General features: G+C 70.5%; 24 protein-coding genes. 9 read left to right on the top strand and 15 right to left on the bottom strand.

The genetic code is table 11. The annotated features are described in order from the left end of the window. Positions 1–11 precede the first annotated feature (11 nt). The 6 genes from RIC31_RS17370 to RIC31_RS17345 all read right to left on the bottom strand — a co-directional run bounded on the left by RIC31_RS17370 (position 12) and on the right by RIC31_RS17345 (position 4659). Positions 12–1724, bottom strand: a complete 1713-nt coding sequence (locus tag RIC31_RS17370) for a peptidoglycan-binding domain-containing protein (protein WP_350110504.1) — start codon at positions 1722–1724, stop codon at positions 12–14. A gap of 46 nt (positions 1725–1770) precedes the next feature. Beyond that, the gene (locus RIC31_RS17365) at positions 1771–2169 is read right to left on the bottom strand and encodes a phage tail terminator-like protein (RefSeq protein ID WP_350110501.1); all 399 of its coding nucleotides are present in this window, start codon (positions 2167–2169) and stop codon (positions 1771–1773) included. A gap of 24 nt (positions 2170–2193) precedes the next feature. Further along, the gene (locus tag RIC31_RS17360) at positions 2194–3471 is read right to left on the bottom strand and encodes a DNA-packaging protein (protein WP_350110498.1); all 1278 of its coding nucleotides are present in this window, start codon (positions 3469–3471) and stop codon (positions 2194–2196) included. Next, a complete protein-coding gene (locus RIC31_RS17355; RefSeq protein WP_350110495.1) occupies positions 3428–3895 on the bottom strand; it encodes a hypothetical protein in 468 nt (155 codons plus the stop codon). The genes RIC31_RS17360 and RIC31_RS17355 overlap by 44 nt, the downstream gene beginning before the upstream one ends. 186 nt (positions 3896–4081) lie before the next feature. Continuing rightward, entirely contained in the window at positions 4082–4480 is a 399-nt protein-coding gene (locus tag RIC31_RS17350; RefSeq protein ID WP_350110492.1) for a DUF6362 family protein, read from the bottom strand. Continuing rightward, positions 4477–4659 carry a hypothetical protein gene (locus tag RIC31_RS17345; protein ID WP_350110489.1) on the bottom strand — a complete coding sequence of 61 codons (183 nt, stop codon included), beginning with the start codon at positions 4657–4659 and terminating at the stop codon, positions 4477–4479. The genes RIC31_RS17350 and RIC31_RS17345 overlap by 4 nt, the downstream gene beginning before the upstream one ends. 349 nt (positions 4660–5008) lie before the next feature. On the opposite strand from RIC31_RS17345, the gene RIC31_RS17340 reads away from it, so the two are divergent. Further along, a complete protein-coding gene (locus tag RIC31_RS17340; protein ID WP_350110486.1) occupies positions 5009–5740 on the top strand; it encodes a S24 family peptidase in 732 nt (243 codons plus the stop codon). Between the two features lie 17 nt (positions 5741–5757). Here RIC31_RS17340 and RIC31_RS17335 read toward each other — a convergent pair whose 3' ends face one another. Beyond that, positions 5758–7029 (bottom strand): hypothetical protein, encoded by a 1272-nt coding sequence (locus RIC31_RS17335; RefSeq protein ID WP_350110483.1) that lies wholly within the window; start codon positions 7027–7029, stop codon positions 5758–5760. 183 nt (positions 7030–7212) lie between these two features. On the opposite strand from RIC31_RS17335, the gene RIC31_RS17330 reads away from it, so the two are divergent. Together RIC31_RS17330 and RIC31_RS17325 are read left to right on the top strand one after the other, a co-directional pair. After that, the gene (locus RIC31_RS17330; protein ID WP_350110480.1) at positions 7213–9285 is read left to right on the top strand and encodes a hydantoinase/oxoprolinase family protein; all 2073 of its coding nucleotides are present in this window, start codon (positions 7213–7215) and stop codon (positions 9283–9285) included. 190 nt (positions 9286–9475) lie between these two features. After that, a complete protein-coding gene (locus RIC31_RS17325) occupies positions 9476–11236 on the top strand; it encodes a hydantoinase B/oxoprolinase family protein (RefSeq protein ID WP_350110478.1) in 1761 nt (586 codons plus the stop codon). Between the two features lie 33 nt (positions 11237–11269). Here RIC31_RS17325 and RIC31_RS17320 read toward each other — a convergent pair whose 3' ends face one another. The 4 genes from RIC31_RS17320 to RIC31_RS17305 all read right to left on the bottom strand — a co-directional run bounded on the left by RIC31_RS17320 (position 11270) and on the right by RIC31_RS17305 (position 13900). Further along, positions 11270–11755, bottom strand: a complete 486-nt coding sequence (locus RIC31_RS17320) for a YHS domain-containing (seleno)protein (protein ID WP_350110475.1) — start codon at positions 11753–11755, stop codon at positions 11270–11272. Positions 11756–11805: 50 nt separating this feature from the next. Next, a complete protein-coding gene (locus RIC31_RS17315) occupies positions 11806–12687 on the bottom strand; it encodes a cysteine hydrolase family protein (RefSeq protein ID WP_350110472.1) in 882 nt (293 codons plus the stop codon). Positions 12688–12811: 124 nt separating this feature from the next. Beyond that, a complete protein-coding gene (locus RIC31_RS17310) occupies positions 12812–13276 on the bottom strand; it encodes a nuclear transport factor 2 family protein (RefSeq protein WP_350110469.1) in 465 nt (154 codons plus the stop codon). Positions 13277–13351: 75 nt separating this feature from the next. Then, positions 13352–13900 (bottom strand): carboxymuconolactone decarboxylase family protein, encoded by a 549-nt coding sequence (locus tag RIC31_RS17305; protein WP_350110466.1) that lies wholly within the window; start codon positions 13898–13900, stop codon positions 13352–13354. Positions 13901–14086: 186 nt separating this feature from the next. Between RIC31_RS17305 and RIC31_RS17300 the strand changes: the two genes are divergently transcribed. The 3 genes from RIC31_RS17300 (at position 14087) to RIC31_RS17290 (ending at position 16507) form a co-directional block, all read left to right on the top strand. After that, the gene (locus RIC31_RS17300; protein WP_350110463.1) at positions 14087–14704 is read left to right on the top strand and encodes a TetR/AcrR family transcriptional regulator; all 618 of its coding nucleotides are present in this window, start codon (positions 14087–14089) and stop codon (positions 14702–14704) included. A 181-nt stretch (positions 14705–14885) separates the two neighbouring features. Next, positions 14886–16019, top strand: coding sequence for a PAS domain-containing sensor histidine kinase (locus RIC31_RS17295; RefSeq protein ID WP_350110460.1), 1134 nt, complete (start codon positions 14886–14888; stop codon positions 16017–16019). A gap of 101 nt (positions 16020–16120) precedes the next feature. Beyond that, positions 16121–16507 carry a hypothetical protein gene (locus RIC31_RS17290; RefSeq protein ID WP_350110458.1) on the top strand — a complete coding sequence of 129 codons (387 nt, stop codon included), beginning with the start codon at positions 16121–16123 and terminating at the stop codon, positions 16505–16507. 66 nt (positions 16508–16573) lie between these two features. Here the strand turns inward: RIC31_RS17290 and RIC31_RS17285 are convergent, their stop codons facing one another. The 4 genes from RIC31_RS17285 to RIC31_RS17270 all read right to left on the bottom strand — a co-directional run bounded on the left by RIC31_RS17285 (position 16574) and on the right by RIC31_RS17270 (position 19962). Further along, complete coding sequence (locus RIC31_RS17285) at positions 16574–17527, bottom strand: cation diffusion facilitator family transporter (protein WP_350110455.1); 954 nt, start codon at positions 17525–17527, stop codon at positions 16574–16576. A gap of 92 nt (positions 17528–17619) precedes the next feature. After that, positions 17620–18717 carry a dipeptidase gene (locus tag RIC31_RS17280; protein WP_350110452.1) on the bottom strand — a complete coding sequence of 366 codons (1098 nt, stop codon included), beginning with the start codon at positions 18715–18717 and terminating at the stop codon, positions 17620–17622. Between the two features lie 71 nt (positions 18718–18788). Then, positions 18789–19169 carry a nuclear transport factor 2 family protein gene (locus RIC31_RS17275; RefSeq protein ID WP_350110449.1) on the bottom strand — a complete coding sequence of 127 codons (381 nt, stop codon included), beginning with the start codon at positions 19167–19169 and terminating at the stop codon, positions 18789–18791. Positions 19170–19248: 79 nt separating this feature from the next. Beyond that, positions 19249–19962, bottom strand: a complete 714-nt coding sequence (locus RIC31_RS17270) for a tellurite resistance TerB family protein (protein WP_350110446.1) — start codon at positions 19960–19962, stop codon at positions 19249–19251. A 156-nt stretch (positions 19963–20118) separates the two neighbouring features. On the opposite strand from RIC31_RS17270, the gene RIC31_RS17265 reads away from it, so the two are divergent. The 3 genes from RIC31_RS17265 to RIC31_RS17255 all read left to right on the top strand — a co-directional run. Further along, on the top strand, positions 20119–20997 hold the full coding sequence (locus RIC31_RS17265; protein ID WP_350110443.1) for an MBL fold metallo-hydrolase: 879 nt from the start codon (positions 20119–20121) through the stop codon (positions 20995–20997). Positions 20998–21007: 10 nt separating this feature from the next. Beyond that, entirely contained in the window at positions 21008–21631 is a 624-nt protein-coding gene (locus tag RIC31_RS17260; protein ID WP_350110440.1) for a class I SAM-dependent methyltransferase, read from the top strand. Between the two features lie 79 nt (positions 21632–21710). Continuing rightward, positions 21711–22243, top strand: a 533-nt coding sequence (locus RIC31_RS17255; RefSeq protein ID WP_350110437.1) for a glutamate--tRNA ligase family protein, incomplete at its 3' end; no start/stop codon positions are given.

The raw sequence follows: 22243 nt of genomic DNA, 5'->3' as shown, positions 1-22243 counted from the left end.
CGTCCTCCCCGTCAGAGCGCCGCCGACCGGCGTGCGAGCCCGGTCCTGACCCGCTCCTTCGCCGCGTCCGACTGCTGCTGCAGGATTTCGAGCAGCAGGTCGCCGAACACACCCCATTCCGCGCGGCTCCGCGGATTGCGGATCGCCCGCAACAGGTTGCGTCCGATGTTCAGGCGTCGCGCAGCCGTCACCAGGTCGGCCGTCGCCTCGACCCGAAGCGCGTAGCGGGCCAGCTGGTCGTCCGGCCGGTATTCGGCGTTGACCGGATTGGTGATCCGTTCGCGAATGCTGCGGTACACGCGCAGCAGGTTCTCGAGGAAATCCTCGCCGCCCCAGTCGCGATAGATCTCCTCCTCCATGTCCTTCGCTCCGGCATTGCGGGTCCGCTGCAGTTCCAGGATCCGCTCCATGAGGTCGAGCAGCCGGGCCTCGCGCCGGTCATCCAGCCGCAGGCCTGCGGGCGCGATCCCGAACGCACGCAGGAGATGGGTCCGCCGGTCCTGTGCGGGCGGGACGGTCACGCCGGCGACGGTCCGGCCGCCCTCGGCCACTGCCGCCAGCCGTTCCCGGTACAGGCGCTCGGCCTCGCTCACGGCCCCGCCCGACAGGATGTCCGACAGGACGATCAGCGCCGACACCGGCGCGGCCGCCAGTTCCAGCGCGTCGGCAGCCGTATCGGGGATCGTCTGGATGACGACGGCGAGCGCCTGCGCCGTCTCCAGGAGATGCGGATACTCGCCAGACCTCTTCAGCAGCTCGCGAAGCTGCTCGCCGCTGGCGTACCGGACATTGCCGACACCGATGCCGTTGCGCAGCGCCCGCCAGCGTTCCTCCAGCAGCCGGGCGGTCGCCGGATCGTCGCCCCTGACGATGGCGATGGCCTGACGGAGCTCGTCCTCCCGCTCGCGCGGCAGCGGGCGCGCCTCGGCGATCGCGCCGAGTGCCGCCGAGGTCAGGACCGCGGTCTCGTATCGCGCCGGGCGCGGGACCTCCATCCTGAGCAGGAGCGCGTCGTCGACGGTGCGGACCCGCAGCAGGTCCAGAGGCCGCCGGCTGCGATAGACGCCCGGGCCGGTCAGCCCGCCGCCGCCGCCGACCTCGAAGGAACCGCCGAACGCGCCGTCGACCAGTCGCCAGATCGCCGGCGGAAGGGCGTCGGGCCGCTCGCCCACGGACTGCGACCGCCCGTCGGGCCCGACCACCGTCAGTCCCTCCAGCGCCACCCGGAACCCCCAGCGATCGCCGGCCAGGCCGCTCCGGCCGATCGTCACCGCCAGCCGGCGCCGCTCGACCAGCAGGCCCTGGGCGCGCTGGATCGCCGCCAGGCTCGGGGCGGTGGCGCCGGGCAGGTTCGCCGGCTCGGCCCGGCCGCGGCCGGCGCGTCCCCGCGGATCGTCCTGGGCATACAGAATCACCGGCGCGGTCGACGCCGCCCGCAACCCGTCGAGAACCGGCGGGGCCTGCGAGGACAGGGCCGCGAGCGTCGACGATCCCGGGCGGACCACGCCGGTCTCGACCGACCCGCCGGCCACCGCGTTCGCCACCCAGCGCCGCTGGAATGCCTCAATCGCGCCGGCGAGCGCCTCGCTCGGCCGGCCGTCCACCGGCCGGTCCCAGAACGGGCGACCACCGCCGTTCCCGATGTTCGCCAGAAGCGCCTGCACGACCGCCACGTCCTCCGCCCGGCCGACCCGGCCGGCCTCGCCCGACAGTTGTACCACCATGATGCCTCCTCCCGGCCGTCCATGGAACGCCCTGGCGCCGATCCGCTCAGCGCAGGTCGTCGTGCCGGAACGGGACGGTCACGGTGACCCGGTAGCCGTCACCGGACTGCACCGCCGGGCCCGGCGCGCCGGCCAGGAAGGTCAGCGACGAAGCCGGCCAGCCGGCGAACAGGTCCAGAGCCTGGTCGGCCAGCAGCGAAGCCGCCCGGCTGCCGGTCCCGGCCGCCGTGACGATCTCCAGCAACACCCGGCCGCGACAACGCCAGCGCCGTGGCGGGCCGCCGACCGAGGCCAGTTCGGCGCCGTCGTCGGCCAGCCGGAGCAACACCCAGGGCAGACCGTCGCCCGGCGGCTCGAAGGCGACGTTCTCGTAGGCGACCGGCGTCGCCGACCACAGGGCGGCGAACCGCGTCTCGATCTCGGCACGGACCTCGGCATGGCGCATGGCGGCGTCTCCGGTGGAAGGCGGTCAGACCAGGAACTCGCGGCTGCGGGCCGGCGGCCGGTCGAAGGCCAGGTCGGTCAGCGCCCAGACCAGGGCGTCCAGCCGGTCCGGCGAGGCCTCGCCCGGCAGGCCGCTGAAGCCCGCCATCTGGTCCTCCAGCAGGGGGAACGCGCCGGCATGGCGCACCTTGCCCTGCTCGTACAGCGCCGCCACCGGCTCGGCCCGCAGGCGCTTGCCGCGGGTCGCCCGCACCGCCCGCACCGGCAGCACCGGGTCGACGGTGCGCAGGGTCGCGACCACCAGGTCGCCGCCCTGGTTGACCTCGCAGACCACCGCGTCGGCGCGATGCCGGCGGAACGCCTCGGCGGCGCGCCGCGCCCACAGGTCCGGCGACAGCCGGCCGGACAGGTCCTCGATCACCCAGAAGCGGCCGTCCGTCCCGGTGCCGGCCACCACGATGCCGGTCTCGTCGCTTTCGGCGCCGGCGGTCACCGCCGGGTCGACCGCGACCACGACGCGCACCAGGTCGCCGGCCGCCGGCGGTGCCGACCGGGCCGCCTCGATCAGCGTCCGGGTCCACAGCGCCCCCGGGATCTCGGCCAGGAACTCGCCCTCGACCTCCTGCCGGCCGAGCCGGGTGCCGGCATAACGTGCCAGGATCTGGTCCAGGAAGGCCGGCGCCAGGTTGGCCGCGTTGTCCCGGGTGGCGCCGCGGGTCAGCACGGTGCCAGGATCCGCCATCAGCCGGGCCAGCCAGGCCCGCGGCTTCGGCGTGGTGGTGGCGACGCAGCGCGGGTCGGTACCGAGCCGCAGCCCGAGCAGCAGGTTGTCCCAGGCCGCCTCGTAGCGCCATTTGGCGATCTCGTCGGCCCAGGCGGCGTCGAACTGCGGGCCGCGCAGCTGGTCCGGGTCGTCGGCCGAGAAGCTGGTCGCGACCGCACCGTTCGGCCAGGTCACCCGGCGCCGCGACGGCTGGTAGCGCGGCCGCGCCCAGGGCGGGCAGCAGGCCAGGATGCCGCTCTCGCCCTCGATCATCACGTCGCGGGCGTCGGCCGCGGTCTCCGCCACCAGGGCGATCCGCCGGGCCCGGCCGCCTTCGGCCAGCGACCGCACCCACTCGGCCCCGGTCCGGGTCTTGCCGAAACCGCGGCCGGCCAGGATCAGCCAGACCCGCCAGCCGCCTTCCCGGGCCAGCTGCGTCGGCCGCGCCCAGAAACTCCAGTCGTACAGTAGCGCCGCCGCCTCGCGGTCGGACAGTTCATTCAGGATCCTGCGCCGTTCCGCCGGGCTCAGGCTCGTCATCCAGGCGCGCAAGGCGGGCCGCGAGGGTGTCGCGGGCGGCGGCGAGGTCGTCGTCGAGGTCGGCATCGGCATCCGATCCGCCCGCCGGCCGGTCGCGGTAGCGGTCGGGCCGGTGGGCGCGCAGGAGGAACATGAGCAGGCTGTCGGAGTATTTCCTCACCGTCCCGGCGACCCTGCCCTGGTGGAAATGCGGGGTCTCGACCCCGTCGAGCGCCCGGCGCCGGGCCTCGGCGTCGAGGGCGTCGATGGCGGTCTCCAGGGCGTCGGTCCACTCGGCGGCGAACTCCGGATCGGCCGCCTTCAGCTGGTAGGCCCGCGAGCGCGACGCCTTGGCCGCCCTGGCCGCGGCGGAGACGTTTCCGGTATCGGCGAGCGCCTTGAGAAACGCCGCCCGCCGGCGCGTCGTCCAGCGTTGCACCGCCATGCCGGCCTCCATGAATCGATCGTGAAAAGGCGACGCGCCGCCATGGGGGATGGCGGCGCGCCGGACGCGGGAGCGAGGAGAACCGCCGCGGCGGCGGCCCGTGCCGCATCGCCCCGACGGTAGAGCAGTTTCTAGTCGATCCTATAAATCCTGTAAAGAGGATTTTTCCTCGAGTCGATCATTTTTTTATCCCTCCGCCAGCCGGCGCAGGATCTGGTCGTGGCCACGGGCGACGATCTTGCGCAGCGTGACGTGGCTGCGGCCGTCGAGATCCGCCAGCCGGCGCCACGGCACCCGGCAGGCCCGGGCCCAGACCAGCCGCCGCGCCTCGCCGTCACAGGCCAGCAGCCAGGCCAGCGCCCGGTCCATGCGGTCGATGGCGCCGGGGGTGGGAGCCGCCGGCCGGGTCCGCCCCTCGGCGGACGGGCCCAGCAGGCCGGCGCTGTCACGCACCACCGCCGGCCAGGACGTCAGGCGCGGACGGCGCAGCCCGGCCGGCAGCCGCCGCAGGGTGTCGGCCGCCTCCTCGAGGGCCGCGCGAACCGCCGCCTCGTCCGCCGCCTCGTCCGCCGCCTCCGCGGTCATCGCCGGCCCTCCACCGGCCCGACGCCGGGATACGGGATCGGCGCCCGGCCGGCGGCCCTCAGACAGCGGTTGGCCTCGGCGACCACACGGCCCAGGGCAGCCCGGCGGCCGTCCAGGGCGATCCCGTCTTCGCCCAGCGGCCTGGCCCGGCCGCCGAGCGCCGCCATCGCCCGCGCCACCGGCGGGGTGAATCCCGCCGCCCCGTCCGGTTCCCGGCTTGGAACCCGAGCGGGGCAGGCGGGTTTCCCGGGGGCGGCCTCGTCCGGGCGCCGCTCCGCGACCGGCCTCGCCGGACCGCGGCGGCGCACCACGACGGTCGTCAGACGCCCACCCGGGCGAACCAGCTTTCGAACCAGCAATCCAGGGGCAAGTGGCATGGCGATCTCCTTGGAACAGCATCGATCCGGCACCGCGCTATCGGCGACAGGGCGTTAATCGGATTTAGCCGACCATAGGCGATCTAAAATAGGTGGTAAATTGGAATTTTCTTCATATACGCCGGTCCGTGATCGGAATACACTCTCGCGTATGAAGCTCGATCCGATCCGCCGTCGGCTGTTGGAGATGGTCGCGCATCGCGACCCCCCGACCGATCTGAAGAAGGCCTCGCTGGCCTGCGGGAAGAACCACGCCTATCTGCACCAGTTCGTGCACCGCGGCACGCCCCGGCGATTGCCGGAGGACGTGCGCTGGGCCCTGGCGGCGCATCTGGGCGTCGACGAGTCGGCGTTGCGCGACGGCACCCCGCCGATACCCCGGGACAGCGGCGCGCGGCAGGTCGACGCCGTCACCACCCGCCGGCCCCGGGTGTATTCCCGGATCCTCGATCCCGACGTCGAGCCGGGCGTGGTCGCGGTCCCGGAAGTGCGGGTGACGGCGGCGGCCGGCGGCGGGGCCGTGGCCGAGTACGAGGCGCTCGGCGATTCCTGGTACTTCCCCGTCGACTGGCTGCGTCACGAACTGCGGGCCCGGGCGGCCGACCTGAAGATCATCTCGATCGACGGCGATTCGATGGAGCCGGTGCTTTCGGCCGGCGACAAGGTGCTGATCGACACCTCGCGGACCGCCCCGTCGCCGCCCGGCATCTTCGTGCTGCACGACGGCCTCGGCCTGGTCGCCAAGCAGATCGAGTACGTGCCGAACACCGATCCGGCGAAGCTGGTGATCAAGAGCGCGAACCCGCGCTACCAGGACTACGAGCGCACCGTCGACGAGGTCACCATCGCCGGCCGGGTGATCTGGTTCGCGCGGCGGCTATAGGCCCGGATGCTCCTCGACTAAGCCGCCCGGAACTCGGTTACCGGCCCCACATAGTCCGACAGCTCGGCAAGCGCGCGGCCCGCCAGGTAATCGAACCCGGCCTCCCGGCAACGCGTCGCCTGCTCCTGGGTGTCGACGTCGAGGGCATAGGCCTGCATGCGCAGCTTGTGCGCGGAGGCGGCGAAGCGGCCGAGAAAGGCGGGGGAGCCGAGGTCGCAGCCGGCCTTGGACGGCATGCTGATACCGGCACCGAACGCGCCGGCCCCCTTCAGCGCGGCGAGCGACTGCTGCGCCGAGCCGACATGAACGAACACGGCGCGGGTCAACCGCTTGAGCGGACTGATGATCTCCGCCAACCGTCCCTCCGGCACCCCGGCCGGCGCCCGGCACACATCGACGACCAGATAGTTCCGCAGGTCGGACGGGATCTTTTGCAGCAGTTCGAGATACTCGGTCGCGGTGGAACGGGTGGTCATGGTCTCGAACGACACCGGGGTCGCGACCACGGCGATGCGCTTGCGGAACGCCATGTCGACGATGCCATGGCGGGCCCGCATCAGCGTCATCTTGTCGACGGCCGTGACCTGGTCCGGGGTGCACTCGCGCGGCAGCACGGCGTATCCCGAGAGAATCTCGCCGGTAGCGTTGTAGCGCACGGCACGGCATTCGAAGATCGAGAACACGCCGCGCCGCGCGTAGAGATGCGGCTGAAAGGCAAACTCCAGGGAATCCAGGTCGAACCCGAACTGCTGCTCGATCTCGTCGATCGGCACCGACCAGGCCGCGCCGATCTCACCGACCGACGCACGGTAGGCGCGTTGCTGCGGGAGCGAGCGTTCCGCCCCGATCGCGGCGCGCGACGGCCGGTGGCCATCGGCGGCGTCCAGCAGATCGCGCAGCACGCCGGACGTCATGCTGCCCGAGTCGAGCTCGATCGCGTGGCAGTGGATGTCGAGCTGCCCCAGCGCCTCGTCGCCGACGAAGCGCCGCAGGATCTCGGCCTTGATCATCCCGGAGCGCAGCATCGCTTCGTCCTTGTCGAGACGGGTGAACAGAACCGCAAACTTGTCCTCGCCGACCGGCAGCACGATGTCGGTGCTCGGATCGGTGAACTGTTCGAGTATCGACTTCGATGTCTCGGCGATCCTGTTGCGATGTCGTGCCCATAGCTTCGGGAAACGCTTCCGCACCTCATCCAGCCCGATGAAAGTCATCAGGTTTCCATTCATCGACGGTTTTACCGAAAATGCATCTCGAAGTTTTTGCTTATCTGCCTCACAAAACTCCATAAAATGCTCCTTTATCTTTTTCTATCGCAACGTAGAGAAACAACGGACTTGAATTTACCGGTGCCTTTCCGGTCGGGTATTGCGCTAGATCAACTAACTTGCCCCCCTTGACCACATCATATGCATACGAACAAGATTACGCGGAGGGTCGGACGAGGGTCCGGCGGCAGCAACAGGAACGACATGAGCGAGCGCGTGACCGGCCGGCTGGTCGGGGTCGACGTCGGCGGCACCTTCACCGATCTGGTCTGCCTGGACCCCTCGGCACCCGGCGGCATCCGGCTCGCCAAGGTGCCGACCACGGTCGCCAACCAGGCCGACGGCGTGCTGGCGGCGCTGGCCGTCGCCGGGGTCGAGGCCGGCGCGGTCGAGCAGATCGTCCACGGCACCACCACCACCACCAACGCCCTGCTGGAGCGCAAGGTCGCCCGCACCGGGCTGATCACCACCCGCGGCTTCCGCGACGTGCTGGAGCTCGGCCGCCGCACCCGCCCGACCTCCTACGGCCTGACCGGGCATTTCGAGCCGCTGATCCCGCGCGAGCTGCGCATCGAGGTCGCCGAGCGGGTCGACGCCGACGGCGCGGTGCTGGTTCCGCTCGACGAGGCAGGGGTGCTGGCCGCGGCCGAGCGGCTGAAGGTGCTCGGCTGCGAGTCGGTGGTCGTGCATTTCCTGCACAGCTACGCCAACCCGGCGCATGAGCGGCGGGCCGCCGGACTGATCCGCATCGCCTGGCCCGAGGCCGCGGTCACCGCCGGTTCCGAAATCCTCTCGGAGTTCCGCGAATACGAGCGCGGCACCACCGCCGCCATCAACGCCGCGGTGCAGCCGGTGCTGCGCCGCTACCTGGAGCGCCTGGCCGGAGGGCTGGCGGCCCGCGGCTACGCCCGCGAGCTGCTGGTGATGCAGGGCAACGGCGGCACGGTGGCCGCCGGCATGGCCGCCGACCACGCGGTCAACACCGTGATGTCGGGCCCGGCCTCGGGCGTGATCGCCGCCGCCTACACCGCGACATCCGCCGGCTTCCCGAACGCCATCACCTACGACATGGGCGGCACCAGCTCCGACGTCGGGCTGATCCTCGACGGGCTGCCCCGGATCCACGCCGAGCTGGACCTGGAATACGGCATGCCGATCCACGTGCCGATGGTCGACGTCCACACCATCGGCGCCGGCGGCGGCTCGATCGCCCGGGTCGACGATGCCGGGCTGCTGCGGGTCGGGCCGGAGAGCGCCGGCGCCGATCCGGGGCCGATCTGCTACGGCCGCGGCGGCACAGAGCCGACCATCACCGACGCCAACCTGGTGCTCGGCCGGCTGGATCCGGACCGGCTGCTGGCGGTCGACCATCCGGTCACGGTCCAGGACGTCGCCGCCATCATCCAGGCGAAGGTCGGCACCCCGCTGGGCCTGAGCGCCGAGCAGGCGGCCGCCGCCATCCTGCGGATCGCCAACGACAAGATGGCGGGCGCGGTGCGCATGGTCTCGCTGGCCCGCGGCCACGACCCGCGCGACTTCGCGCTGTTCGCCTTCGGCGGCGCCGGGCCGCTGCACGCCACCGCGCTGGCCCGCGAGCTGGCGATCCCGCATGTGGTGATCCCGGCCCGGCCCGGCATCACCAACGCCATCGGCTGCGTGGTCGCCGACCTGCGCCACGACTACGTCAACACCCTGAACACCCCGCTCGCCGACCTCGACATCGGCCAGATCCATCGGATCTTCCGCGACCAGGAGGCGCAGGGCCGCGCCACCATCGCGGCCGAGGCGGTCGAGATCGAGCGGGTCGAAGCCCGCCGCTCGGTCGACATGCAGTTCCTCGGGCAGAGCCACATCCTGTCGGTGGCGCTGGAGGACGGCGAGCCGAGCCTGTCGGATCTGGAGCGGCGCTTCGCCGCCGCCTACTGGGAGCGCTTCGCCGTCGAGCTGCCGGAGATCCGGCCGGTGCTGGTGAACCTGCACACCGCGGTGCTTGGCAAGCGCCGGCCGGTGCCGCTGGCGGCCCTGGCCGGCTCCGACGAGCGCGCCGCGACGGTCGAGGACGCGATCGCCGGCCGCCGGGCGGTCTGGTTCGAGCAGGCCGGCCGGGTCGACACCCCGGTCTACCGCCGCGAGCGACTGCCCGAGGGCGCGGCGTTCGACGGCCCAGCGATCGTCGCCCAGTTCGACGCGACGACGGTGATCGAGCCCGGCCAGTCGGCCCGGCTGGATCGCGACGGCAACCTGCTGGTGACCGTGCGCGTGGGAGAGTCGTCGTGAGCGCCGCAGCAGCTGGTGGGTTCCGGATCGGCCGCGCCGGGGCGGCGCGCCCGTCAGGAATGACGGAGAGAACGAGAAGCGCCCGCTCCCACCCCCTTTCGTCATTCCGGACGGGCCGGGCCGCCGAAGGCGGGACGGACCCGGGACCCACGGCACGACGGGCGTCCGATGCCACCCCGGGAGCCACCACATGAGCACGACCCTCGACCCCGTCACCCTCTCGGTCATCCAGAACGGCCTGCAGCAGGTCTGCGCCGAGATGGACCTGGCGTTCTCGCGCTCTGCGTTCTCGCCGGTGATCAGCGAGACCTACGACCGCTCCGACGGCATCTACCACCGCGACGGCGGCGCCCTGATCGCCCAGGGGGAGGACGGGCTGCCGGTGTTCGTCGGCACCATGCAGGACTGCACCGCCGCCGTGATCGAGCGCGCCAGGAAGCTCGAGCCGGGCGACGTGTTCATCGTCAACGACCCCTATCTCGGCGGCACCCACCTGATGGACGTGAAGTTCGTCAAGCCGTTCTTCTACAAGGGCGAGCTGTTCTGCTGGCTGGCCAACACCGGGCACTGGCCGGACATCGGCGGCGCGGTGCCCGGCGGTTTCTCGGCGAGCGCCACCGAGAGCGAGCAGGAGGGCCTGCGGCTGCCGCCGGTCAAGCTCTACAAGGCCGGGGTGCTGGATGAGGAGATCCTGTCGATCATCCTCTCCAACATCCGGATCGCCGACCAGCGGATCGGCGACATCAAGGCCCAGGCCGCCGCCCTGACCGTCGGCGAACGGCGCCTGACCGGCATGCTGGACCGCTACGGCCGCGATACCGTCGACGATGCCATCGCCGAGCTGCGCCGGCGCGCCGCCCAGCAGATGCGCGCCAAGATCGCGGCGATCCCCGACGGCGTCTACGAGGGCGAGTCGGTGGTCGACAGCGACGGGGTGGTCGACGCCCCGCTGTTCATCCGCCTGACCATGACCAAGCGCGGCGAGGAGTTGTTCTTCGACTTCTCGCGCTCGTCGCCGCCCTGCGAGGGGCCGATGAACTCGGTGATCGCCACCACCCGGTCGTCGGTGTACCTGGCGATCAAGCACATCTTCCCGGACATCCCGATCAACGCCGGCACCTTCGAGCCGCTGCACGTCGCCGACCCGGACGGCACCTTCCTGTATGCCCGCTACCCACGCCCGGTGTCGGGCTGCGCGGCCGAGGTCAGCCAGCGCATCGCCGAGGCGGTGTTCGCCGCCATGACCCGGGCGGTGCCCGACCTGCTGTTCGCGGCCCCCGCCGGCACCAGCGGCAACTTCTCGCTCGGCGGCCTCGACCCCCAGACCGGGCGCGGCTTCGTGTGCTACCTGATCTCCGGCGGCGGCTATGGCGGGCACCCCGGCGGCGACGGCCTCAGCAACGGCTGCTCGACCATCGGCATCTCCAAGACCACGCCGATCGAGGTGATCGAGCAGCGCTATCCGATCCTGTACGAGGAATACGCGTTGCGCGAGGGATCGGGCGGTGCCGGCCGCACCCGCGGCGGCTTCGGTGTGCGCTACAAAGTCCGGCTGCGGCGCGGCAAGGCCCGCGCCTCCTTCGTGATGGACCACGGCCGGGTCGGCCCGCAGGGCGCGGTCGGCGGCGCCGACGGCGCGCCCAACACGGTGCTGGTCGAGCGCGGCGGCGAGAGCTACACGCCGCTGCACCTGTCCAAGGAGCAGGGCATCGCCATCGCCGCCGGCGACGCCGTCACCGTCGAGACCCCGGGCGGCGGCGGCTACGGCGACCCGCTGCTGCGCGACCCGGTGCTGTGCGCCCGCGACCTCCGGCGCGGCTACTACACCGCCGGGCAGATCCGCGAGCGCTGGGGCGTCGTGCTGGCGGGGGACGGAACGGTCGACACGGCGGCGACGGAGGCCGAACGGTCCCGAAGGCCACGTCCGCCGAATGGTGCGAGCCTCGCCTGATCCGAGGCCCGCACCAGTGGGATGTTCCGGGCCTCAGAGGTCCTCGACGGCGGTGGAACGGATCTCCGGCCACTTCGCGAATGCGCCGGCGATCACCGCGTCCTTGTTCGCGAGGTACTTCTCGAAGATCGCGGCGTTCACGAACAGGTACAGCTTGCCGTCGACGATGTCGGCGTAGCGGACGTCCCCGTCGAGCTTCTTGCCGACATAGACCCCGTAGGCACAGAAGCCGCCGAACTGCGGGAGGTAGGCCTGCGGGTCGGCCTTGAACCGCGACTGCGCTTCGGCCGAGACGAAGTAGTAGTCCACGCCGTCATGCGCGGCGGTGTAGACCGCGTCGCCGGTACGCGGAGCTTCGCCGTGGAATACCGAGATCGGATCGATCCCGTGCAGCCCGAGGGGATTCCCCGCGAGAGTCAGGCCGTTCACGACGTTGTACTCGTCCTCGGCGAGGGCCGGCGCAGCGGCGGTGAGGATCGCCGCACAGATGACGGCGGCAGGGGAGAAATGGGATTTCATGGGGATGATCCTTTCGGTGTCTCGGGGGATTTCTGACGCCGTATCCGGCGTCAGGCGGCGGAGCGGGCGATCCGCTCGACCGTCTCGTCCGTCCACCAGACGGCGTTGGCCACCATCCGGAAGTTGATGATGGCGGCGAGATAGCCGTCGCCCTCGGGGACCTTCGCGCCGGCGGTCGCGTCGCGCACCACGGCGACCTCGTATCCGAGCTCGAGCAACTCGTAGAGATGCGCCTGCGTGCAGAGGTTCGCCGACATGCCGGCCAGGATCACCTTGTCGATCCCGCGCTTGCGAAGCTGCAGGTTGAGGTCGTTTTGCGCGGGCCCGTAGATCTTGTGCGGCGAACAGACGATGGTCTCGCCGTCCTCGATGTACTTCTTGTACTGCGGCATCCAGTCGGCGCCGGAACCGTCGAAGTTCTCGAGGTTGAGGGGGCCGAGCCGGTCGAACATCCCGATCGCATGCATGGTCTTCTCGAGCGTGCCCTCGAACCGCCACTTGTGGTCGTGCGGGTAGTAGTAGTGGGGCGAGATGAACACCGGCATGCCGGCGGCCTTTGCTGCGATGAACAGGCGTTCGATATTGTCGACGGTGCCCTGCTCGGTGACGCTTTCGCCGACGACGCCCCAGGTCACCCCATCCTTCGAGAGGAAGTCGATCTGGGGATCGGTCACGACGAGCGCCGTGCGCCCGTTCTCGATCGACATGTCGACCTGCGGCAGGCCCGGCTTGTCGGGATCGGCATAGAGCGCGCGTGCCGCTGCGGTGGCGGCTCCGTCGGTACCGGCCGCGGCGGTGCCGGCCGCGGCGACGGCGATCCCGGCGGCAACCCCGGCGGCGGCCCCGGCCATCAGGCGGCGGCGGGCCAGGTCGACCTTCTCGTGGGTGACGCCGCACCCGCAGTCGTGATCGTGATCGTGGTTGGTGTCCATGTCGGAACTCCTTTGCTTGGGATGAGGCAATGCGGGTCCCTCCGCGGGAATCGTCGCGCGGCGGGACAGCGATCGCCGGTCTCGGGAAGTGGTCGGGAAACGGTCTCGGGGGACTTCGAGTCGCCTAGAGACCCAGCGTCGACAGGCCGGGATGATCCTCGGGACGCGGCCCGAGCGGCCAGCGGAACAGGCGTTCGGCCTCGGCAATGGGCAGATCGTTGATCGAGGCGATCCGCCTGCGCATCAGGCCGCTGGCGGCGAATTCCCAGTTCTCGTTGCCGTAGGCGCGGAACCAGGACCCGCCGTCGTCGTGGTACTCGTAGGCGAAGCGCACCGCGATCCTGTCGCCGCGAAACGCCCAGAGCTCCTTGATCAGCCGATAGTCGAGCTCGCGGGCCCACTTGCGGGTGAGGAAGGCGACGATCCGTTCGCGGCCTTCGAAGATCTCGGCGCGGTTCCGCCACCGGCTGTCGGTCGTGTAGGCGAGCGCGACATGCTCCGGCGACCGGCCGTTCCAGGCGTCCTCGGCCATGCGGACCTTCACCGCGGCCGTGTCCGCGTCGAACGGAGGGAGAGGGGGGCGACTCATGAGCTGTCTCCTGACTGGAGGGCGGAGCGCCGCGACGGGGCCTCGGGAAGGACCGTCGGCGGCGCTCCCTGAAGGTCAGGCGGCCTTGGCGCTGACGACCGGGAAATCGATCGGCGTACCGAGTGCCTCGTTGAGGTAGTTGGTGAGCGTGTTGAGCGCGACATGAGCCACGATCTCGACGATCTCCGCCTCGCCGTACCCGGCCATCCTGACCGCCGCCACGTCGGCATCGGTCACCTGCCCGCGGTCGCGGACCAGCTTGACGGCGAACCGGACCGCCGCAGCCGCCTGCGGGTCGTTCGAGGTGCCACGCCGGTTGGCCGCGATCTCCGCGTCGTCGAGCTTCGCGAGGTTCTTTCCCAGATAGGCATGGGCCGAGAGGCAGTAGTCGCAGCCGTTGAACTGGGCGACGGCCAGCGCGATCCGCTCCCGGGTCTGGGGCTTGAGACTGCCCTTCGCCAGAGCGCCGTTGAGGCCGAGATAGCCTTCCAGGGCAGCCGGGCTGTTGGCCGCGATGCGGAACAGGTTCGGAACGCTGCCGAGCATCTTCTTGACGCCCTCGAGCAGCGGCCGGGCGGCGGCCGGAGCGGCCTCGATCGAGTCGGGGAGCTGAATGCGGGTCATGGGGAACCTCTTGGTCGGTCGGGTCATGACGCATCATCGCGTCGTCAGATTATATACAGACTGGTCTGTCTATTTGTCAATCCGAAGATTCCCAAAGCCGCTCCATCACGATCATGTGAATCCTTGCAACCGTTGTCCCAAGATGCGAATTACAGACAGAACAGTCTGGCCGTAGGAGCGCACGCCTTGCAGTCCCGCCGCGACAACCTCGTCGATACCGCCCTGCGGCTCTTCTACACCCACGGCTTCAACGCGACCGGCATCGACAAGATCCTGTCCGAGGCCGGGGTCGCGAAGATGACGCTCTACAAGCACTTCCGCTCGAAGGACGAGTTGATCCTTGCCGTCCTGCACCGTCGCGACGAGCAGTTCCGAAACTGGCTGATGGGCGAGATGGAGAAGGCTTCGCCGAACCCGCGCGAGCGCCTCCTGGCGATGTTCGACGCGATCGGGGACTGGTTCGAAGGGCGCGCCTTCAAGGGGCTCGGGTTCTCCGGATGCGCGTTCATCAATGCCGCAGGCGAGTTCGGGGACCATGACCATCCGGCCCACCGGACGGCCGCCGAGCATAAGCGGCGGATCGTGGACTACCTCGAGCGGCTCTGCGCCCAGGCCGGCGCCCGGGATCCCAGGGATCTCGCGGAGCAGCTGGCGCTCCTCAAGGAAGGCGCGATCGTCACCGCGCACGTGCGCGGGATGCACGAGGCGGCCCGGACCGCGCGGCGAATGGCCGAGGCGGCGATCGACACGGCCCTGCGCGACGACCGATCCCAACGGGTCGAACCGGCCGCCCGGGTCGACTGACCCCACTCACCCGCCCGGCCGAGGATTCGAGGTCGGGCGATCGAGCGCCCGGCTGCGCGCCCATGCGTCCGCATTCATTGTTGTTTAAGTAAAATCCGCTGATAATTTGCGAATTGTGCTCGGAGACGGACCGACCGGGCGCGCTCGATTGGTCTATGGCGCATTGCCCGAAGGCAGGCAGATGCTGGACAGCAACTACCGTTCCTTCTTCGAGAACGCCAACATCGGACTGTACCGGGTTACCCCCGGCCGCGGCGTGGTCCGGGCCAACCCGACCCTGGTGGCGCTGAACGGCTACGCCAGCGAGGCCGAGATGCTCCGCGACCTCGCGGAGAACGGCAACGACTGGTACGTCGATCCGGAGCGGCGGGCCGAGTTCTACCGCCAAATCTCCGAGACCGGCCGAGTCGAGCAGTTCGTCTCCGAGGTCCGCCGGATGACCACCGGCGAGACCATGTGGATTTCCGAAAACGCCTGGGCGGTGCGCGACGCCGACGGCAACGCGATCTTCTACGAAGGCACGGTCCAGGACGTCACCGACCGGGTGAACGCCGACCGACAGCTGGCGCGGGCCCGCCTGCAGGCGGAGTCGGCGTCGCAGGCCAAGAGCACCTTCCTGGCGGTCATGAGCCACGAACTGCGATCGCCGCTGAACGCCATCATCGGCTTCGCCGAGATCATCGCCGGCAAGCTTCTCGGTCCGAGCGACCCGCGCTACTTCGAGTATGCCGAGGACATCCGGATCAGCGGCACGCACCTGCTCGGCCTGATCGGCGACATCCTGGACCTGTCGAAGATCGGCGCCGGCAAGATGCATCTCGACGAACGCCCGGTCGACCTCGCCAGCGTCGCGACCCGAACCGCCCGGCTGTTCGCCGCCAACCTCAGCAAGGCCCAGGTGCGGCTCGAACTCGCAGTGCCGGCGGACTTCCCGCCGCTGCTCGCGGATCCCATGCGGCTCGGCCAGATCCTGATCAACCTGGTGTCCAACGCGATCAAGTTCACGCCGCCCGGCGGCACCGTCACGATCGCCGCCGAGACCAGGGCCGACGGGATCGCGATCCGGGTGGTCGACACCGGCGTCGGCATGACCCCGGCCGAGGCGACCCGCGCCCTCGAGCCCTTCGTGCAGATCGGCAACGGCTTCGACCGCTCCGGCAGCGGCGGCGGCACCGGCCTCGGCCTGTCGATCTGCCGCGAGCTGGCGACCCTGCACGGCGGCCGGCTGACCATCGACAGCGTCAAGGGATCCGGCACCACGGTCGTCCTGCACCTGTCGCCGGACCGTGCCCTGCCCCGCCCGGCCGCCGGCTGACCGGCGCCACCCGCCGATCCGGCGAGCGGTCGACGATCGGACGCAACCGTTGTGCGGATGCGGCGTTGTCGGGGCACTGGATAACGAACAGGAGTACGGTCATGACCCGTCATCGACTGCCCCTCGCATTTGCCGTCGCCGGTCTGCTCGCGAGCACCGTTGCGGTTCAGGCCGCCGCCGACGTGATGGCGCCGACAGCCGCCGAGATGGCTTACAAGGACTACCATGAAGGCGTGTATGCCGCGGTCGAGTGCCGCGGTGCGGTGTTCACCCCGGCCGACTACCAGATCCTGGAGAGCCGGATCATCCAGCAGTCCGGCGGCGGCGTTCACGCCGGCCGGCAACTCGACCTGATCGAGGCCGCCAAGTCCGACATCGGCAAGGCGATGAGCCATGCCGGCTGCGGCGCGGACGAGGTGAAGGCGGCGCTGGTCCGGTTCGACACGATCCGCGGCTATCAGGTCGGCGAGGTTCCGAAGAAGCAGTAACCCGCCGGGCGACGTTGTCGGAATTCAAGGGGCGGCCCGGTCGGGCCGCCCTTTCTCGTTCGCGGGTCAGTGCGCAACCACCATGCCGATCTCGCTGCAGTCCGAGTGGGCACCGACGAACTCGAACTCCAGGGTGCTGTGGGCGATCCCGAAGCGATCGCGCAGCGCCGCCTTGACCGCCCGCTTGATGTCCTCGAGCCGGTCGGCGTCGGCGCGCTCGATCACCACATGCGCCTCGAAGAACGGGTCGCGCTCGTCGAGCTGCCAGACATGCAGGTGGTGGCTGCCGACCACGCCGTCGACCCCTGTCACCGCCGCCTGCAGGCTGGCCAGGTCCAGGCCGGCCGGCACCGCTTCCATCAGGATGCGGATGCAGGTGCGGATCTCGAGCAGCCCGTGCCACAGGATGTAGCCGGCGATCAACAGGGTCGCCGCCGGGTCGATCCAGGTCCAGCCCCGCCAGATCACCAGCGCGCCGGCGACGATCACCACGACCGAGCCGAGCGCGTCGGCGACGTTGTGCAGGAAGGCTGCGCGGATGTTGAGGCTGTGCTTCGCCGCCGCGAAGGTCAGCGCGGCGGTCACCAGGTCGACCGCCAGCGCCACCCCGGCCACGATCACCACGATCCAGCCGGCCACCGGCTCCGGCGAGAAGAACCGGAACACCGCCTCGTACGCCAGGTAGACGCCGATCACGATCAGCGTGGTCAGGTTGATCAGCGCGGCCACGATCTCGGCCCGGCGGTAGCCGTAGGTCATGCCGGCGTCGGCGCCGCGGCGCGCCACCCGCCGCGCGAACAGCGCGATCCCGAGCGCCGCGGCGTCGCTCAGGTTGTGCACCGCGTCGGCGACCAGCGCCAGGCTGCCCGACACGATGCCGCCGGCGATCTGCGCGACCGTCAGCAGCAGGTTGACCGCGACCGCCCAGGCGAGCCGCCCGTCGCCCATCGACGCGGTGCCGTGGTGATGGTGGCCGTGGTGATGGTGGCCGTGGTCGTGGTGATGATGATCGTGCGGCATCGGCGGCTCCGGCTGGTCGCCGCACCTGACCCGAAGCTGCTCAGTCCGGCAAGTCGGCGCGCAACGACATAGTGTTGCGTTGCCGGGGCCCCTCACCCGCCCCAGGTGCGCTCCAGCACGTTCACCCAGTTCTCCGAGCAGATCTTGCGCACCAGCGTCTCGCCGTAGCCGGCCTGGCGCATAGCCGCCACCAGGTTCGGCAGGCCGGCGGCGTCCTTGATCTCGGCCGGGATGGTGGCGCCGTCGAAGTCGGAGCCGAGGCCGACCCCGTCCTCGCCGAGATGCTCGATCAGGTGGTCCAGGTGCCGCAGCATCACGTCGAGCCCGGTGTCGGCGGACATCTGGCCGTCCGGGCGCAGGAACGACGTGGCGTAGTTCAGGCCGACCAGGCCGCCGCTCTCGCGGATCCGGGCGAGCTGCCCGTCGGTCAGGTTGCGGGTGGTCGGACAGATCGCGTGGGCATTGGAATGCGAGGCGACCAGCGGCGCGTCGCTCAACCCGGCGACGTCCCAGAAGCCCTTCTCGTTGAGGTGCGACAGGTCGATCATCACCCCCATCCGGTTGCACTCGGCGACCAGCGCCTTGCCGGCGTCGGTCAGGCCGTTGCCGGTGTCGGGCGACCCGGGGAACCGGAACGGCACGCCGTGGCCGTAGGCGGTCGGCCGGCTCCACACCGGCCCGAGCGAGCGCAGGCCGGCCTGGTACAGCACCTCCAGCGCGCGGAAGTCGGTGTCGATCGCCTCCGCACCCTCGAAGTGCAGCACGGTGGCCAGCACGCCCTTGGCGAGGCAGTCGCGGATCTCGGCGGCGGTGCGGCAGACCTTCACCCGGCCGCCGGACGCCTTCTCGATCCGGAACAGGATGCCGGCCATGGCGAGCGCCGTCGGCTGCGCCTCGCCGAGCGACAGGGGGGCGGGCAGCGGCAGGTCGTAGGTCTCGCCCGACATCGCCTCCTTGCGCTTGCGCCTGGTGTCGGTCGGATCCTCTTCCGGAGCGGCGCTCGGCGACGGCACGAACACCGCGAACAGCCCGCCGCCGAAGCCGCCGGCGTGCATGCGCGGCAGGTCGAGATGGCCCTCGCCGTCGCCGTCGAGGAAATGCTGCTCGACCCGGTCGACGCCCTTGCGGATCAGGCGCAGCAGAACGTCGTTGTGGCCGTCGAAGATCGGCAGGGCGGGAGCGTCGGACATCGTTCGAACCTATCGGGCGGGCCCGGTCGGGCGAGGCGGGACCGGAAGGCTAGCAGATTCGCCAGCGCTCTCTACCCGATATACTTCCAGTAGGTGTCCTTCTTGGTGACCATGCCGTCGCGGAACTCCCACAGGTCGCAGCCCAGGTATTCGAAGGGCTGGCCGCCGGCCGGGGTGCCGCGCACCACCCATTCCGAGATCGCCTTGGTGTCGTCGCAGATCCAGTGGCGCATCTCCTCCCAGCGCATGTCCGGGATCTGGGCGTAGCGCGACCGCAATACCTCGGCGATCTCGGCCTTGCCGACGCAGGTTCGGCCGTCGGGTTCCCTCGGACCGCGCGCCATCAGCCAGATGCAGTCATCGGCGAAGTGCGAGAGGATGCCGTCGACGTCGTGGCGGTTGAAGCCGTCCTGGATCTCGTCGAGCAGCGCGATGGTGACGGGGCGGGGCATGGGCGGGGTCTCCGGGCGATGGTTGCCCAGCCATGCTAGCGCCGGACCGCGTCGCCATGGAACCGCCGTCGTCCCGGCCTCAGGCCGGCAGCCCGGCCTCCGCCTGGCGATCCAGATGCGCGACCAGGTCGGCCGGCAGCTTCAGGCGGTGCGCCAGCGCCTCCAGATAGGCCCGTTCGGCCGGGTGGTCCGGGTCGATCGCCAGGCGCGAGGCGAGGTAGAGTTCCGCCGCCTGCTCCGGCGTGCGGGCGGACCCGGCGATCTCGGCCATGTCCACGGGCTTCGCCAGGACGTCGAACACGAACCCCTTGGCCGCGGCATCCAGCCCCATCCGGTCGACCTGCTCGAACAGCAGCGTCTGCTCGGCTGCGTCGACATGGCCGTCGGCCTTCGCGGCCCCGACCATCGCCCGGATCAGCGCGAGCTGGAACGGCTGCCCGTCGGCGGAAGGCTGCGCATCGGGCAGGAACCGCGGCTCGGTGCGGGCGACGTCGTCCTGGGTCGCCGCCGGCGCGTCGGCCGCAGCACCACCCGCCTGCCAGTTCTGATACGCCCGGTATGCGAGCGCGCCGAGGGCTGCGGCACCGCCATACCCGACGACCCCGCCGGCCATCTTGCGGACCTTCTTGCTGCCGAGCAGCAGCGCGATCAACCCGCCGGCCGCGGCACCGCCGGCCAGGCCGCCGAGGCCGCCCATGGCGCCCGCCTGCTGCCGCGCCGCACCGGTGGCACGGCCCAGGGCCGCCCCGGCATCGCCGCCGAGGAACTGATCGAGCAACTTGGTCGGGTCCATCATGCCTCCAGGGTCCGGTCGGTGGTGCAGGTCAGGTAGGGACTGTCCCGGGCAGATCAACGGCACGCGGCGTCCGGATGCGCGTCATCGCGCTACGGACGCGCGGCGGCGTTGCGGTTACCCTGCGCCCACGACCGCCACGACGGAGCACTACGCATGAAAGTCACCCTGCTCGGCACCGGCTGCCCGCAATGCCACACCAAGCGCTACGGACCGGCCAGCCTGGTGCGGCACGGCGCGGCGTCGGTGCTGATCGACTGCGGCTCGGGGGTCACCCAGCGGCTGGTCGGCGCCGGCTGCCCGGGCGGCGGCCTGGACGCGGTGCTGCTGACCCACCTGCATTCCGACCATCTGGTCGACCTGTACCAGCTGATCGTCTCGGGCTGGCACCAGAACCGCAAGGTGCCGCAGAGGATCTACGGGCCGAAGGGCACGCGCGCCTTCGTCGACGGACTGCTGGACCTGTGGAAGGACGAGCGCGCGTTGCGGATGGCGCATGAGAGGCGGCCGCACACCGCCGGCTTCACCGCCGAGGTGGTGGAGTACGGGGAGGGACCGCTGCTGGAGCTGCCCGGCCTGACCGTCGAGGCGGTCCGGGTCGATCACGAGCCGGTCAAGGAGGCCTACGGCTTCGTGTTCCGGGCCGACGACGGCACCGTCGCGGCCTTCAGCGGCGACACCCGCTACTGCGCGGCGCTGATCGCGGCGGCCCGCGGCGCCGACGTGCTGGTGCACGAATGCTTCATCCACGGCCTGATGAAGCCGGTGCCGGGGGTGCGCACCCAGGAGGGCATCGACGCCGTCGCCTCCTACCACACCCTGTCGGCCGAGGTCGGCAAGGTGGCGCGCGAGGCCGCCGTCGGCTTCCTGATGCTGAACCACTTCGTGCCGGCCGAGTTCGACCGCGAGGCCCTGGCCGCCGAGGTGGCCGCCGACTTCGCCGGGCCGTTCGCGATCGGCGAGGACCTGATGAGCTACGACATCCCGACCCGCAGCCTGACCCACGGCGACGCCCACTGGCGGCTGGGCCGGTGAAGAGGACGGCATGGCTGGAACCGAGATACCCACAGGCGTTCCGCAGGGGCCGGGCCTCAGGCTGAACGTCGGCTGCGGCTTCAACAAGCTCGACGGCTACGTAAACGTCGACTCGTTCGAGGGCTGCAACCCGGACGTGGTCTGGGACCTCGAGCGCACTCCCTGGCCGTTCCCGGACGACTCCGTCGACGAGATCGTCGCCATCCATGTGCTCGAGCACATCGGCCAGCAGACCCAGACGTTCTTCGCCATCATCAAGGAGATCTACCGGATCGTCCGCCACGGTGGCGAATTCGCGGTGGCGGTACCACACCCGCTGCATCGGTCGTTCATCATCGATCCGACCCATGTCCGCGGCTTCGGTCTCGAGAGCTTCGAGATGCTGTCCCGCGACCGGAACCTGAAATGGACGGCGGCCAACGGCAACATCACCATGCTGGCGCTCATGCTCGACGTCGACTTCGCAATGATCCGGTCCGAGTACGTCTACGACAGCCTATGGCGCAAGAAGCTCGCCGCGGGTGAGGTTACGAAGGAGGAACTGCAGGAACTGTCGTGGCGCCAGCCTGGTGTCGTCAGCGAGATCCGGGCACGCATGCGGGTCCAGAAGGGCCATCGCCAACCGGCCGCGTGACGGCCGCGGCCTTCGGGAACCCTTGGCGCACGGCCGCGGATCTGGCACTTAGGCGCGGAACCCAGGCAGGAACCGACGAATGAGCGAGACCACCACGGATGCGGGCGCCGGCGCCCCCGAGAACGGGCCCGGCCAGGACTTCATCCGCGACATCATCCGGGCCGACATCGCGTCCGGGAAGCACGCCGCCCCGGTGACCCGGTTCCCGCCGGAGCCGAACGGCTACCTGCATATCGGCCACGCCAAGTCGATCTGCCTCAACTTCGGCGTCGCCAGGGAGTTCGGCGGGCGCTGCCACCTGCGCTTCGACGACACCAATCCCGCGAAGGAGGAGCAGGAGTTCATCGACGCCATCCAGGACGACGTCGCCTGGCTCGGCTTCGACTGGGATGGCCACCTCTTTCACGCGTCCGACTATTTCGACCGGCTCTACGACTGGGCCGAGCATCTGATCCGGAACGGCGACGCCTATGTCTGCGACCTTTCGGCCGACGAGATGCGCGCCTATCGCGGCACGCTGACCGAACCCGGCCGGCCGAGCCCCGGCCGCGACCGGACGGCCGAGGAGAACCTCGACCTGTTCCGGCGGATGCGGGCGGGCGAATTTCCCGA

The organism is Thalassobaculum sp. (assembly GCF_040219615.1).
In the GTDB taxonomy this organism is placed as follows: domain Bacteria; phylum Pseudomonadota; class Alphaproteobacteria; order Thalassobaculales; family Thalassobaculaceae; genus Thalassobaculum_A.
This window is presented reverse-complemented; position numbering and strand designations above follow the sequence as displayed.